Source organism: Limnoraphis robusta CS-951 (assembly GCF_000972705.2).
Map to the genome: position 1 here is coordinate 1 of NZ_LATL02000086.1, position 16357 is coordinate 16357.

Sequence of the window (16357 nt, forward strand, 5' to 3'; positions counted from 1 at the left end):
CCCAACAAGCCAATATCTAACCATAAATCGAGTATCCCATTGTGAGAATAAGGAACTGGCCATCTAGCTGCTCGAATAATATAAGCAGATCCGCCATCTAATCCCTGCCAAAATGCAGTGTAACCATATCCTAGCCAGGGACGTTTATCAATCATTTCTCTAGCCCAAGCCCAAAGATCGGTACGACCTGTCAAGGATGGATCTTTGCCAATTAATCCAAGTAATTCAGCAACTACAAGGATCAATGCGGGAGATTATTACTAAAGAATCAATATTACCCTGGTGGATTCAAAGATTACCAACTTTCCAGAAAAAAAATATCTGGCTGAGTCTCAAAACACTTCCCTTAAGAGGTTGGCTCGTCCAACAACTTACAAAAATGGCAATTTCTCAGTACATTGAAGAAGATGTTCTGATATTTATTGATTCAGATGTTGTTTTTGTTCGTCCTTTTGATCTATATAAGAATCTAGTTCAAGATGGGAAAGTTCGATTTTTTCGAGAACTTAATTCAATTCCTCAAGACTTACTGCGATTTTCTCAATGGTTTAAAACAATTAGTCAATTATTACAAGTTCCGATGACTGACTTCCCAGCCCACAACTATGTTTGTCAGATTGTCACTTGGAAACGGGATAATGTTTTAAAACTTTATGAAACACTGGAAAAGCATTCTAATCGTCACTGGATTGAAACTTTTTGCAGCCATTGGGATATTTCTGAATATGTTCTTTATGGTGTGTTTGTCGATGAAGTTCTAGGCAATGAATCAGGACATTATTATGATCAAGCTCAAATTTGTCATCACTATTGGCGAGAAGAGGTTCTATCGACTGAGGAACTTAAAAAGTTTATTCTTGAGATTGAATCCTATCAGGTTGCTGTGATGATTTCGGCTAAAGCAGGGATTCCGGTTCAAAGCTATGAAAAGTTACTTAAACAGGTTAATTAGTCAAGGATAAAATTAATTATGATGCCTTTAAAATGTTTTTAATTTTAACTTAAAGTCTATCAATAAATCAAAATATTTGATTAATGTTAACGATAAATTTTGTTTATTTAAACAAGTACAAAAGAGTATCAAAAATATAAAAATCAATGATCTTTATATAATTTATTGGACATCTAAAAATGTTAGTATCTGTTTGTATTGCGACCTATCAACGACCCGATAAGTTGAAGTCTCTGTTAGAGGGGCTAAGTCAACTAAAGTTTGAAAAAATTGAAACTCCTGATCTTGAGCTAATTATTGTTGATAATGATTTATCAGGTTCAGCCAAACCTGTTTGTGAGGAGTTTAAGACTTCATTTATAGGAAAATTAAATTATGATATAGAACACAACAAAGGAGTTACTTATGCTCGGAACCGAACCATTAAAAATGTTTCTGAATGTTCGGATTTTATTGCAATTATAGATGATGATGAGGTTCCTGATTCATCCTGGCTTGAAGAACTTTTGACCGTTCAGCGCCAATACGATGCTGACATTGTTACCGGGCCTGTTATTCCTGAGTTTGAGGATGAAAATATTCCTGAGTGGATAGTCAAAGGAAAATTTTTTGAACCTTTGTCTCAAGTCACGGGTTCTCAAATGAATGTTGCTTTTACAAATAATGTACTGGTTCGGAGTAAAATATTGCAGCAACTTGATCAAGTCTTTGACAATCGTTTTGCTCGTAAAGCGGCTGAAGATACACATTTATTTATGCGACTTCATAAGGCAGGGTATCGTATTGTTTGGGCGAATGAAGCAATTGTACGAGAATCAATCCCTTCTTCTCGTACTAATATTAAATGGCTGATTCATCGAGCCTACTGGGGATGGAGTTCATATAGTTTATTTGAACGAGAACTATATCCTTCTGTCCAGGTTCAGACTGTTCGCTTTACAAAAGGTTGTGGCTTAATTGCTGTTGGAGCTTTCCGAATTTTACCAGCAGCGTTTCAAGGGAAACACGCTTTAGTTCAAGAACTGTTGAATATATATCGGGGCATAGGAACAGTTTCAGGACTGCTTGGTTTTCAGGGAAAATGGTAATAAAATTAAATTCAAAGGTTGCATTACCTAACATTGACTGTTATAGTAAAAAAATAATGATTGAACAAAATCAGCTTTCATTTCTATCTAGAATATATTCTTTATGAAAATCATGTCTCAACCCGATATTAGAGCTACAAGTAACTTTGAAAATTTGACGGCTCATACTATTCCAATAGCTTTCCATAATTTAATAGTCTACTGGGCTAGAAAAACGGTGGGGGCAGACTTATTTATGCGTCAAGAGGCTGATAAAAAGGGCTTTAAGAAGCCTAACCGAAATCTTTCAATACGCAGAATTATTGCATCTATAAATCCCAACTTACAAGCTCCTCTATTTATTGTGGGCGCACCCCGCTCAGGTACAACATTTTTGGGGGATTGTATCGGTGTATTATCAGAATATTCTTACCATTTTGAGCCAGTTGCAACTGTTGCTGCTAGTCGCTATGTTTACCATGAGCAATGGAGTTTTGAACAAGCTTACCTTTTCTACCGCTTAGTTTACAAATGGCTAATGAGAATACACCTCAATGGTGATTTAAGGTTTGCTGAAAAAAGCCCCGACAATTGTTTCTTAATCCCTTTTCTTTATGAATGTTTTCCTGACGCTAAGTTCATTCATATTATTCGTGACGGTCGAGATGTTTCTTTGTCTAATGTTAGGAAGCCCTGGTTAAGTTCAGCTTCTAACGGTTCTGGTCTTAGAGAACCTAGCGGTTATTTGCTGGGTTCACATCCTCGCTATTGGGTCGAACCTGAACGCGCTCTTGAGTTTCAACAAACCACTGATATTCATAGATGTATTTGGTGCTGGCGTCGGCACGTTGAAGCCGCTTTTAACCATCGTAGCTCTCTTCCTTCTAGCCAATATCTTGAGGTATATTATGAGTCTTTAGTGACCGAGCCCATGCTATATACTAGCAAGATATTAGACTTTTTAGAAATTGATAAACCCGACGAGTCTAAAGCTATTTTTCAATCAGCCTTAAGTAAGGCAAGTCAAAGCTCGGTTGGAGTTTGGAAGCAAAAACTTTCTAGCGAACAACAAAACATCATTAATACAGAAGCAGGAACTCTGCTCAAGAATTTAGGATACCTATAATGCTATGGTATCTTGCTCTTTTCTGAAAGAATGATCTTATTGTTGTTTTTTAGCGTTTATAGAAGCGCTTTTTATTAATAGTCTTCTTGATTGTCATCTGTTCAACTTTTTAGGTTATGCAGGGTTGATAGAATAGCCATTAGAAGCAAGCCATTCTACTGTGTGATTGTCAGCTTGATCAAAAGATACAATCGGGGCATAATTTAACATTTCTTCTGCTTTATGATAAGGAAGTTTGTATTGACAGTTGTATAGTTCAGCCATTTCCTGATTAAGAGGAGGCTGTTGAGGAACTTGCTGAACTTGTTTCTTTCGTTGAGTGGCAAAGTAGAGAGTGCCTCCGAGTAAATCAGAATTTTTTAAGCCTTCTCGAAGTCGCTCCTTCCAACTTGGAGTGAATGCCGGATTGTCAATATTCGTCAGTTGAGAGAGATCAAAACCTAAAGCCTTTGCGATCGGTCGATACAAATCAGCCCAGGTGACTTTTTCTGCATCTCCGACTAGAAAAGCTTGTTGATTTATATGAGATGCCGTCAGAGCCAGTCGAATTGCATGGACAAGATTATCAATGTAAATACTATTACAAATTCCTTGACCGTGATTCACAAGATATGCAGTCCCAGATAACAGAGAATTTGCAAATCCTACAATCCAACTTGAACCCGGCCCTACAACGATTCCGGGTCGCAGTAGGACTACTTCTGTTGTGCCTTTTTGACTCAGTTGCAGCAATTTTTGCTCTACCCAAACTTTGGCGTTATTATAAGCTAAAAATTGGCGATCGCTTAAGGGGCTATTCTCATCTGTACCCACTGGAGGGGCTTGTCCATGAACTGAAGCGGTACTTAGATAAACTAAACGACTGACTCCAGCTTTTTCGGCTGCTTTATAGGTAGAAACTGCCGTTTGTTTAAGAAACCAAGGGCTACCCGCAGCACAATAGATGGCAATATCACAACCTGTCAGAGCCGTTTCTAGGGAAGTCGTGTTTAGAGCATCCGCAATGCAACTTTCTAGGTTGAGATGAGTTAAACGGGAAAGACTAGAAGATGAGCGAACAATTGCTCGGACTTCGGCAATATTCTCTAGACAAAAAACCTCAGTTGTGCGACTGCCAATAAATCCACTGGCTCCAATAATGCCGACTTTTACCATAGTTAACTATCTCCCCAATAAAGTTTAATTGAGTCCAACTTAAATTCCAAATCAAAACATTAGTAGTTGACTTACTCATTTATATCTAATTTTGACTGCGCTTTCATCTCTTTTTTATAGATGCTCAAAACCAGTATCCACAGCAAGATCAATTTAAAAGTTTCAGAAGATAAAGTCGCCCACGTTGCTCCTTGCCAAGAATAAATAGGAATTAGAATGATATTTAATCCTACATTGAGGATAGCGGCACTGACTTGTACAATACTGCGAGATCTTTGAAATCCTGCTCCCGTGAGAGCATCTGCTGCCATGTATTGTACGCCAAGATAGAAAGGCACAGGGGCTAACCAACGTAACGCTCCAACTGCATTTTCATATTCTTCACCAAGAATATCAGGCACAAAGGGAGCCAAAACCCAAAAGCCAATAGCCGCTACAATTCCATAGAGAACAATAACAGGTAATAGCCGTTTAGCAAAGTCTAGACTTCCTTTTATACCCGATAAACCATGCTGAAAGAATTTAGCATAAGTTGCACCTAGTATCGAATAAATAGGGACTGAACCGACATCAATAATACGATAAGCTGCTGCATATAAACCTGCTGCTTCAGCAGTTGAAAGACTAACCAGCATTGTTTTATCAATGTTAGCGTTGATGGTGCTTGCAGATTCACTAATTGCAAAGTATAACCCTTGACCCAGATCAGTCGTAAATTTCAGTGAGGGAAACTTGGGTTTCCCCAGAAGCTTACAAACAAATAAGACTGAGGTAAATGCAGCAATTAATGTACTCAAAAAGTATAAACTCGACCAGATGAATATATCAGGATTTGAAAAGTATTTTGCCATGATGAGAGCAGCTATAAATTTACTAACTGCCAGCATCATCCGCACCAGGGCAGATTGTTTAATCATGTTGACAGCCATAAAGGCTTTTGCAGTAACATGAAATGTCAATGTTACACCTAAAATATCAGCCGTTAGAATCAGAATTAAAACCAGTGTAGGAACAGATCTTAACAAGAATAATTTAGCGATTAATACCAAAAAAGTGGTAATAAACAGACTTGAAACAAAAACAGTAGCAAGCGTTTTACCCCAATATTCACTAAAACGAGATCGATCTCTGGACACGGATTGAATGAGGATATCTCCGCTTCCTAAAACAGCAAAAGGAAGCACAATTGCTCCTAAAGCACTAACTCCTACAAACATTCCAAAATTTTCTGCTCCCAATGAGCGAGCAACTAAAATAAAAGAGGTCGCTTGTATCAAGACACCAAAAATTTTACTAATTAAGAGCCATAGGGTATCACGAACCAGTGTTTTTTGAAAAGTTTCTATTAACTTATATTTTAATTGAGTCAAAAAGTTCATAAATAAAACTCACTGCATTATGATTTTGGTTTACATTTTGAATAAAAATTTTACACTGCTGTTTATTTTTTGCTGTAGTAATTGACTTGACTGTTTAATTGATTCAGATCTCGGCGGTTAGACTTGCGAGACGGAAAGTAACGTTTTGCATGGTAAAAATACTGAGCAGATTCATTTTTACTAATAGCATTCACTACTAAACCTAACACTCGTTGACCTGAACGCTCTAACATTTCTTTTGCTGAGTTTGCACTGCCTCGGTCTAGAACTTTCGGACGAGCAACAAGCAGGACACCACTTGCCATTTGACTTAACGTTAAAGCATCAGCCGCTAAAATTAGGGGTGGAGTATCGATAATCACAAAATCATAGTCTTCTGAAAAGTTGCGAATCAGAGAGGTCATCCGTTTAGAATCGAGTAGAGCCAGAGGATTTGGAGGAGTGACTCCCGATGGAATTATATCTAATCGTTCAATACCCTGACGAATCACGCTTGAGAGTTCAGCTTGACCGACTAAAATATCACTTAACCCGACGGCATTTGTTAATCCCCAAAGATGATGTTGAGAAGGCTGACGCATATCGGCATCAATCAGCATTACCCGATATCCCAATTGAGCTAAAGTTGCGGCTAAATTCGCGGAAACGGTAGATTTTCCCTCTTTGGGAACAGAGCTAGTGACCACAATTGTTTTAATTCGTTTATCAGAACTCAGAAACTTCAGGTTGGCTTGTAGCATCCGGTAAATTTCACTAATAAAAGAATCAGATGCTTCGACAACAGGAATTTGTTGACTGGCTCTTTCTCCCTGAAAATAATCAGAGAATCGCTTATTCTTAAACATCGGAATAATGCCTAGCAATGTATATCCAAAGGTTTTTTTGGCTTCTTCGACGGTTCTAATATTTTGATCTCCCATTGCTAATATTAAAACAGATGTCGTTGCGCCAACCAATCCGAGCATTATCCCTAAAGCTATAAGTTTGGTTTTTGCCGTGCTACCTTCCTCTGGAACAATTGCCTCCTCAATTACTCTAGCATTATTGGTGCTTTTATTTTCTGCAACTTGTACTTCTTCTAAGTTTTTTAGTAATGTTTCATAAGTTACTTGTGCAACCTGAACTTTTCGTTGGAGTTCTTGTTGTTCCTGTTCAAGTTGAGGAAGATTTTGCGATCGCTGTTCATAGTTTATACGAGAAGCATATAGAGAGTCTAGTTGACGAGTTAATTCGACGCGCTGAATCTCATTGGCAATAAATCTTTCAAGCTGATTATTTTTCTGACCTTGTGGAACTTGTAATAGACCTTCTGGAACAACAGCTTGACTTCCTAATACTTGTTCTACTTGTTCTTGTAAAGCTGCATTGAGTGAATCTCGCTTTTGTTTCAAAGCAATAATTCTTGGATTTTGATCTTTAAAACGTTTTCTTTCATTCACCAATTCAGACTCGACATTCTCAAGCTCTGTGAGAATCCCAATTAGCACCGGAGATTGACTGAGCGTGTTAATTGCAATTGCTTCTTCTAGGTCAAATCCGGCTTGAGTTTGTAGGGATTCTGCTAGAGCATTAACTCCACTGAGTTCTGATTCTAAAACTGTAATTTTTCGATTTAATTCGGCTTGTTCTAGAACGGCTGTTCTAAATTCTTCCTCTAAATCTAATACTTGATTTTTCTCTTTAAAGCTCCGTAAAGCTTGTTCAGCTCGAAAAACTTCTTGTTGAACTGGAGGAAGTTGCTGAGAGATAAATTCTCTTGCCTCTCTTGCTTCATCTTGGTTCATATTAACATTGGTTTGGATATACACCTCCATCAAAGTATTCACAATATTCGCTGCTTCTAGCGGATCTGGACTTTCATAAGATAGAGAAACAATATCTGTTCCACCAATGATCTTAACTTCTAGACTTTTTCTAATACTTTCTGGATCAATTAATTTTCCTTCATCATCCACTAAGTTTAATTGTTCTATTACCTGATTTAATAAACGATTAGAAGAGATAATTTCAATCTGTGTGCTGAGAGGCGTTTGGTCAGCCAGTAAGGCTTTCAACTCTCCTAAACCCTCACCAATACCAGCGAGAGAGGAAGTTCTATCTACTTTAAATAAGAGTTTGCCACTGGCTGCATAAGTGGGCTTTAAATATTTAGTACCATAGACAGACAAACCTACACAGAGTAAAAAAACACTAATCACTATTAACCAATATCGTTTGACTGTTTGTAAATACTTACCAATGTCTAAATCAATTGATTCTCTATCTTCCATAAGTTCCTCCTTAAAGGTATAAAAATATAGTCTTCTTTCAGATTATCTACTCCAAAACTGAATCACATTTAACACGGACGAAATCCCGATAATTCCGCCAAAAGGCTTCAACGCCTCTTCTAGAGAATCACCAAATCTAGCGCCACCGGAGCGACTCACAACAATCACATCATCTCGCTTTAAAATAGGATTGGTCGCTTCATTAATTCCGGCTTCTAAGTTAATCGGTATATTTCGTCGAGAAACCGTTCCATTGGGATTCAAACGAATCAGTTCAACAATTTCTTTATTAGCTCGGCGTTGATCAAATCCTCCAGCCGCTAAGATTGCTTGATTTAGGGTAGTATCTGGTGCAACATTAACAGCGCCAGGACGGATCACCTCACCCACCACATTAACTTGAATCGTTTGGGGAGAAAAGCTCGCTCTAGCTAAAGCAGTCACTTCTGTGGAGTCAATTTCCCTCGCTTGGGGAATGGTAATCGAATCTCCGGGTTGCAACGCCACATCCTGAGTCACATCTCCTTGAGTGAGAAGTTCCCACAAATTAATTGTCACAACCTCTTCTACCCCAGCGTTTGTGAGTCTGCGAAGTTGAATTTCACGAATATTTGCTAGAGGTGTAATTCCGCCTGCACTGGTAATCGCTTGAGTAATAGTAGGAGGCTGGGAACTTGTAGATCCGGACTGTCCACCGACCTGATGAGTACCGGGGTTAAACACTTCACCGACAATGACAACAGAAAATGGCTCAATCTCCTTTGAGGCAAAGCTAGCTGAAGTCAGTTGACGAATGGCTATCGGGTCAAAGGTTGCGGCTTTGGGAACAAAAATTGTATCTCCATCTCGCAGAAGTACATCCTGACTGATATTCCCCTGTTCTAGTAAATCTTTCAAATTCACAGTAATTAACTGTTGATTGGGATTAATGCGGCGAATCTGAATTTGACTAATATCAGCAAGCTGAGTCACTCCTCCTGCCTGTTGAAGAAGCTGTGTTACTTTGAAAAACTGAAATTGTCGGGTTTGAGAGTTAGGAACTAAAAGCGGGATCACATAACTTCCTGGACGAAGCACCTCACCTGCAACCACAACCGAGAGAGGACGAGGAGATAAAAGACTGACTGTCGCAAAAGGTTGCTGAACAAACGGAGTGTATTCTGTTGTAATTAAATTCGTTAATTGAGAAACAGTTAAGCCAGCAACATTCAGGCGTCCAATCAAAGGCATAGTCAGGCTACCATCGTTGAGGATGAGATATTCTCCACTATATTCGGGAACATCCAGAATATCCACACGCAAAAGGTCGCCTGGCCCGAGGGTGTAAGCGTCTGTATCTGCTGAATTTGTAATGTTTGATGGCTGAGGAAAAACTAGATTAGGTTGTTGAGCTTGAGCGTGAGCAACATTAAGCCATGCTACGCAGAATAAGCCTGATAGACATTTTATCCCAGCGTTAATCAATTTTAATTTGACATAAGAGGATAGACGAAGCTGATTAAAATCAAGCATAGATACTTCAGAGGTAACTTGGCTGACTCAGGATTAAACTTAGAAGCACCCTAAACTCACTAAGCTTTCTAGTCAGAGACTGAAAAATTGACTTCCTTACCCAGTCTGGCATTTTTTATCCGGGTTGTCTCATCCATTTTATCTTTACCCTGCCAAACTAACATACTATAAGCATTCTAGCTTCATATTAACGAAGAGTTGTAGAGAGTGATCAACTGCAACAACCGATTTTACAAAACCGCATTGACACAAACCCTTCCTAACTTTTCGCTGATTGGGGGAGTCGGACAGACAGTAGAGATCACTAATAATAATCTATACTGCCAGAACTTGATCAGCTAATATCTAGCAAATTTATTCCAACTCAAGGAAGTCTTCCGCCGTAATAGAGTTGACCTGTACTCCTATTAATTGAGCAATAAGTTTAGTCTCAACAAATATTAAAGTCTGATTTTCTCCGGTTTCAATTGTTAAATCGGAGAAGGTTAAACCGCCAATTAATCCTAAGTAATCTTCGCCATTTGTAAAATCAAGAATCCTATTGGTTCCACTGTTTGAACTTAAGATAAATCCATCTCGACCTAAATCTCCGTATAGAGTATCATTTCCGATATCACCAAAGAGTCTATCATCTCCGTCACCTCCAACAAGCGTATCATCACCTCTACCGCCATAGAGGGTATCATTTCCTTCTCCTCCACAGAGAAGATCATCGCCGCCATTTCCAAACAGCAAATCATCGCCTCTCCCGCCATCAACTTGATCCTGAAAATCTACATTTTCAGATAAATCTTCAAGACCAATAATATCTCCAAATAAAGTATCATTGCCATCATTTCCACATAAAGTATCATTTCCTAAATCACCAAACAACTGATCATTTCCCGATTCTCCAAACAGCAAATCATCGCCTTTTCCTCCGTAGAGTTTATCCTCGGCTTCACCACCCATCAGAGTATCATTATCGGAATTCCCAAAAATTACATCATTTCCGATTCCTCCCCATAACAAATCTCGTCCTTCTAATTCAGTTTGATTGGGGTAGTTTGTATCTCCAAATAGGGTATCATTTCCTTTATCTCCAAATAGAGTATCATTCCCCAATTCACCTCGCAGTAAATCATTATCTTTTCCACCGTAGGCAAAATCATCCTCTTTTCCGCCATAAATCGTATCGTTACCCAGGCTACCTTGCAGTAAGTCATTACCTTGATTCCCATACAAAACATCAGCATTGTTGGTATTATCAAGAATATTTTCTCTACCTGGATCAGCAATTAAAGTATCATTTCCTAAATTTCCAAATAGGGTATCATTTCCTAAATCTCCATAGATTTTATCGTCATCTTTTCCCCCAAAGGCGAGATCATTTCCGTTCCCGCCACTAATAACATCATTTCCTTCATTTCCTTGGAGAAAGTCATCGTTATCACCGCTAATTAACCAATCTCGCCCGTTTAAGTCAGGAATAAATAAATCGTTTGTTCCGCCAAAAAGGGTATTATTTCCTGAATTTCCGAACAGAGTATCTTCACCCAACCAGCCAAATAAAACATCATTTCCGCTTCCGCCATCAATAATATCATCACCGCTTCCCCCCTTTATGAAATCGTTCCCTAAATTTCCTTCTAATGAGTCATTTCCAGCTTCTCCAAATATCCAATCATTTCCACCTAGACCAACAATTCTTTCACTTTCATTAGAACCGAATAAAATATCATCGTTTTCTGTTCCTTCTAAGGATATAGGAATAGAATCAAAGGAAATTATGGGGAAAACGGGCGGTTCTGGTAGGGGAATTCCTTCTAATATGGGTAGAGGAATACAGCCACAAATTAGGTCAATCTCATCATCTTCTCTGGGAATCGTCGTACTGTCAATTTCTAGGGTGATTGTTGCTATATTAGAAATAGCGTTATCATTATCAGTAGCCTGATAAGTAAATGTAACAGTTCCTAAAAAGCCCGAATTGGGAACGTAGGTTAATTGAGAAGCTTGATCAAGGGTTAATTGTTGAACCTGAGTTAACGTTGTAATGGCGGTTTGATCGAGAAAAAGTTGACCTGTAGAGGGTAAACTGTTAATAATAAAACTAACAACTTGACCATCAGCATCAGTTGCAGTTAATGTCGGAATGGTAATATCTGAAGCATCATTTATTAAATCAAATAGACTTAAATCTTCAGCAATCGGTGGTAAGTTGGGAGGATCTAATGGAACTTGTTGGGTAATAATAGGAAAAGTAATCGTTGCGATATTAGAAGACTCTCCATCATTATCAATCGCAAAATAACCTAACTCTAGATTACCGACAAAGCTGGAATTCGGCGTAAAACTCAGTGAAGAAATCTGGGAATCGGTTAACTGTTGAACTTGAGATATATTGCTAACTTCAATCCCATCTAAAAACAGTTTACCTTGATTAGACGCTGGTAAGTTCGTAAGAGAAAATAGTTCTACTTCCCCATCAGAATCGCTAGCAATTAAACTCGGAAAAGCAACATTAACCTGATTATTCAAAAAAGGTTGAGTCGCCACAGATTCAGCGATTGGCGGTTGATTTGCAATCAGGGGAATAGTAACAGTTGCAAGATTGGAAGTTGCTCCGTCATCATCGGTTACAATAAAACTAAATTGGCTTTCTCCTACAAAATCTTGATTGGGTATAAAGGTTAATTGACTGGCTTGATTAATCGAAATAGGTTGATTATTTTGAACCGCTTCCCCACTGAGAAGTAATTCCCCTCCGGTTGGTAATTCTAGAATCGTAAAACTCTCAACAATTCCATCTTCATCAGTGGCGTTTAAAGCTGGAAGTGAAACTTGAGACAGAGTGTTTTTAACAGTAGGAATCGTTTGACTTTCAGCAACAGGCGGAATATTTGTCGGAATATTTTCAGCAACAACAGGAATGCTAAAAGTAGCAGGAGTTAAATCTTCATCGCCATCGTCATCAATAGCAGTGTATTGAAATTGCAGATTTCCGACAAAATCAGTATCAGGAGTTAGGGTAAGATTTCCTGCTTCCTCAAAGGGAATTTCTTGAGTAACATCCAGTAATTCACCATTGAAAAACAGTCGTCCATTCACAGGAAGTCGGGTAATTCTGAAACCGACAATTTCCCCATCTTCATCCATTCCCTGTAAAGGTTGCAGAGAAATATTGCTAGAATTTTCGACAATTTCGGAGTTGGTAATATTCTCAGCAACAGGTGGAATATTTGTCGGAATATTTTCAGCAACAACAGGAATGCTAAAAGTAGCAGGAGTTAAATCTTCATCGCCATCGTCATCAATAGCAGTGTACTGAAATTGCAGATTTCCGACAAAATCAGTATCAGGAGTTAGGGTAATATTTCCTGCTTCCTCAAAGGGAATTTCTTGAGTAACATCCAGTAATTCACCATTGAAAAACAGTCGTCCATTCACAGGAAGTTGGGTAATTCTGAAACTGACAATTTCCCCATCTTCATCCATTCCCTGTAAAGGTTGCAGAGAAATATTGCTAGAATTGGCGACAATTTCGGAGTTGGTAATATTCTCAGCAACAGGCGGAATATTTGTCGGAATATTTTCAGCAACAACAGGAATGCTAAAAGTAGCAGGAGTTAAATCTTCATCGCCATCATTATCAATAGCAGTGTACTGAAATTGCAGATTTCCGACAAAATCAGTATCAGGAGTTAGGGTAATATTTCCCGCTTGGTTGAGGGGAATTTCTTGAGTAACATCCAGTAATTCACCATTGAAAAACAGTCGTCCATTAACAGGAAGTTGGGTAATTCTGAAACCGACAATTTCCCCATCTTCATCCATTCCCTGTAAAGGTTGGAGAGAAATATTGTTAGAATTTTCTACAATTTCTGAGTTGGTAATATTCTCAGCAACAGGTGGAATATTTGTCGGAATATTTTCAGCAATAACAGGAATGCTAAAAGTAGCAGGCGTTAAATCTTCATCGCCATCGTCATCAATAGCAGTGTATTGAAATTGCAGATTTCCGACAAAATCAGTCTCAGGAGTTAGGGTGAGATTTCCTGCTTCGTCAACGGGAATTTCTTGAGTCGTATTATTGAGTAAGACTCCGTTTAAAAACAGTAGTCCATTAGTAGGAAGTCGGGTAATTCTGAAACCGACAATTTCCCCATCTTCATCCATTCCCTGTAAAGGTTGGAGAGAAATATTGCTAGAATTTTCGACAATTTCTGAGTTGGTAATATTCTCAGCAACAGGTGGAATATTTGTCGGAATATTTTCAGCAACAACAGGAATGCTAAAAGTAGCAGGCGTTAAATCTTCATCGCCATCGTCATCAATAGCAGTGTATTGAAATTGCAGATTTCCGACAAAATCAGTATCAGGAGTTAGGGTAAGATTTCCTGCTTGGTTGAGGGGAATTTCTTGAGTAACATCCAGTAATTCACCATTGAAAAACAGTTTTCCATTAACAGGAAGTTGGGTAATTCTGAAACCGACAATTTCCCCATCTTCATCCATTCCCTGTAAAGGTTGGAGAGAAATATTGCTAGAATTGGCGACAATTTCGGAGTTGGTAATATTCTCAGCAACAGGTGGAATATTTTCAGCAACAACAGGAATGCTAAAAGTAGCAGGAGTTAAATCTTCATCGCCATCATTATCAATAGCAGTGTACTGAAATTGCAGATTTCCGACAAAATCAGTATCAGGAGTTAGGGTAAGATTTCCCGCTTGGTTGAGGGGAATTTCTTGAGTAACATCCAGTAATTCACCATTGAAAAACAGTAGTCCATTAACAGGAAGTTGGGTAATTCTGAAACCGACAATTTCCCCATCTTCATCCATTCCCTGTAAAGGTTGGAGAGGAATATTGTTAGAATTGGCGACAATTTCGGAGTTGGTAATATTCTCAGCAACAGGCAGAATATTGGGTTCAACGGGAAGATCAATATTAATAGTTGTAACCGCTAAATTGCTATCAAACCCATCATCTCTGAGTTTATCCCGAACAAAAACTTCAACTTGACGAGGGGTTAATGTTGGCTCATCTGCGGTATTATTGTAAACAATATTATCAAGAATTTTTTCGTAATCTTCTAGACTCGCGCTACCTTCAATGATAATTTCATCTGTTCCATTTCCCGTAACATTCAGATTAAACTGATCAATAATAGCTTGAGATTCTTCATTCAAACTGAGGCTTTCTTCCCCAGCATCTAAAACATTTGTTAGCGTAATTCTCGCCTGTTCTAGACTTTCATCATCCGCATCTTCTATCTTCGTTGAGGAGGCGATCGCGACAGGTTCTTCCCCTTGCGTAAAAGTCGTTTCAAAATCAACAACATTCGGTGTCTCTCCCTCCAAATCTAAAACCGGAGGTTCTTCTAACGTTCTCACTTGAACATTTCTAATTTCGTGGAAGTTCGTAAATCTTCCCGTCGAAGCCGCAAAGCCAAATTTAAAATTAGAAGGAAAGTCACCCCCATTTTCTGATTGAACATCAAACTCAGAAATGAGCGTTTCATTCTCATCAATTTCACCATTCAGATTCAGATCAAGAGCAACTGAAAGTAAACCTTCTTGTGTGATTAAAATTTTAACTGTTCTTGTGGCGTTTTCTCGAATTGTTGTATTTCTAGTATCGAGATTAAAATTATTTAAACGACCTGTTGTCGTTAAGAATTGGTAGTTATTCTCAGCACTTCCCCGAACAGTAATTGCATTAGGTGTTCGACCCGGACTCCCATCATTACCGACTCCTTTATCTTGAGAGGAAGCAAAGTTACCAAATTCATCAAATCCAATTCCAATATAACCCCCAACTAAACCAGGTATGTTTTGATCCGTTCGGGGTGCATAACCCAAAGAACCACCAAAACCGCCACTGCGTTGAGGTGAATCTTCCCCATCAATTAAGAAGAAACTGATACCATCTGCACCTGTTCCGCCATAAGCAAAGTAATCAAATTGCAGTTCTAAACCCGCATCTGAACGAACAGGAAAATCGTAGATAATAAAACTAGCTTGATCGTTAGCGTTCGATGTAAATCTTAATGTTCCTTGTCCTTCTGGATCGGTATTTCTTCCTTCAGGAACACCCGCAATTCCACCAGGTTCGGGTTCTCGAAAAGGTCTCGCTGTCAAAAACGGACTTTCTAAATCATTTGGGTCTTGTACACTCTGATCAGAACCAAAAATCCATTTAAGTTCATCAGTAAAAGGTTGAGGAGAAAGGGTAGAATTTGCAAAAGATTCATCAACTAATAAAATTAAAACACCCGAGTAAGCTTGTAAGATTTCGCGGCTAAAAGCCAGAGGTGTTGTAATAGGTTGAGTCTGAAACTCTAACCTCCAATTTCCTCCCAAAGCTGCATTTCCGGTTAAACTATTGGAAGCGGCAATCTTCGCTTGGGTGAGTTCAGCCAGTCGCCTCACAAAACGAATTCCTTCTTCTCCACTGGCGACATGACAGCCATACAGCAAAATCTCTCCATTCTCAGCTAAAGCGGTTTTCCACTGTTGAATGCGAGAAGCGTGGGTTTCTAGAGTTTCGCTGTTGAGGAGTTGATTTCCTAATGCTAAACACCCTTTGTTACCATGAGAGACAATATGCAGGAATTGAATGTCTTTGTAACAGCTTAGTGTTTGGCTAATGTATTCAATTCCGTTTTGCGTGGAGTTGAGGAGAATGATCTCAGTATCCGATGAAATTCCCCGCAGCAGACTTAGATAGTCTGTTACACCTGTATCCAGAATGATAACTGTTCGCTGACCCGACACTGGAACCTGTCTATTCAAATTGATTAACAGCATAGAGTAGACTTACGCCTCGTTAGATGTACACCTGGGATAAAAAAGGGTCAGACACAGCGAGGGTGATACCTTAGTCTATTTAAACAAAACTTTTCGGGTTTGGA

9 protein-coding genes are annotated in these 16357 nt (G+C 38.8%); 3 read left to right on the plus strand and 6 right to left on the minus strand.

Annotated elements, in window-relative coordinates:
• A partial coding sequence (locus WN50_RS07525) for an O-antigen ligase family protein (protein WP_049558612.1) occupies positions 1 to 245 on the minus strand: 245 nt, incomplete at its 3' end.
• Between WN50_RS07525 and WN50_RS07530 the strand changes: the two genes are divergently transcribed.
• The 3 genes from WN50_RS07530 (at position 245) to WN50_RS07540 (ending at position 3145) form a co-directional block, all read left to right on the plus strand.
• Positions 245 to 952 carry a DUF6492 family protein gene (locus tag WN50_RS07530; RefSeq protein WP_049558616.1) on the plus strand — a complete coding sequence of 236 codons (708 nt, stop codon included), beginning with the start codon at positions 245 to 247 and terminating at the stop codon, positions 950 to 952. The two genes, WN50_RS07525 and WN50_RS07530, sit on opposite strands and share 1 nt — an antisense overlap.
• A 179-nt stretch (positions 953 to 1131) precedes the next feature.
• Positions 1132 to 2040 (plus strand): glycosyltransferase family 2 protein, encoded by a 909-nt coding sequence (locus WN50_RS07535; protein WP_046280223.1) that lies wholly within the window; start codon positions 1132 to 1134, stop codon positions 2038 to 2040.
• A gap of 112 nt (positions 2041 to 2152) precedes the next feature.
• Positions 2153 to 3145 carry a sulfotransferase family protein gene (locus WN50_RS07540; protein ID WP_053221456.1) on the plus strand — a complete coding sequence of 331 codons (993 nt, stop codon included), beginning with the start codon at positions 2153 to 2155 and terminating at the stop codon, positions 3143 to 3145.
• A 114-nt stretch (positions 3146 to 3259) separates the two neighbouring features.
• Here the strand turns inward: WN50_RS07540 and WN50_RS07545 are convergent, their stop codons facing one another.
• The 5 genes from WN50_RS07545 to WN50_RS07565 all read right to left on the minus strand — a co-directional run bounded on the left by WN50_RS07545 (position 3260) and on the right by WN50_RS07565 (position 16253).
• Positions 3260 to 4300 carry an NAD-dependent epimerase/dehydratase family protein gene (locus WN50_RS07545; protein ID WP_046280222.1) on the minus strand — a complete coding sequence of 347 codons (1041 nt, stop codon included), beginning with the start codon at positions 4298 to 4300 and terminating at the stop codon, positions 3260 to 3262.
• 71 nt (positions 4301 to 4371) lie between these two features.
• On the minus strand, positions 4372 to 5679 hold the full coding sequence (locus WN50_RS07550) for an oligosaccharide flippase family protein (protein ID WP_046280221.1): 1308 nt from the start codon (positions 5677 to 5679) through the stop codon (positions 4372 to 4374).
• Positions 5680 to 5741: 62 nt separating this feature from the next.
• Positions 5742 to 7949, minus strand: a complete 2208-nt coding sequence (locus WN50_RS07555) for a GumC family protein (RefSeq protein WP_046280220.1) — start codon at positions 7947 to 7949, stop codon at positions 5742 to 5744.
• Between the two features lie 42 nt (positions 7950 to 7991).
• The gene (locus WN50_RS07560; protein ID WP_082172370.1) at positions 7992 to 9461 is read right to left on the minus strand and encodes a polysaccharide biosynthesis/export family protein; all 1470 of its coding nucleotides are present in this window, start codon (positions 9459 to 9461) and stop codon (positions 7992 to 7994) included.
• Positions 9462 to 9815: 354 nt separating this feature from the next.
• Complete coding sequence (locus WN50_RS07565; RefSeq protein ID WP_049558621.1) at positions 9816 to 16253, minus strand: DUF4347 domain-containing protein; 6438 nt, start codon at positions 16251 to 16253, stop codon at positions 9816 to 9818.
• Positions 16254 to 16357 lie beyond the last annotated feature (104 nt).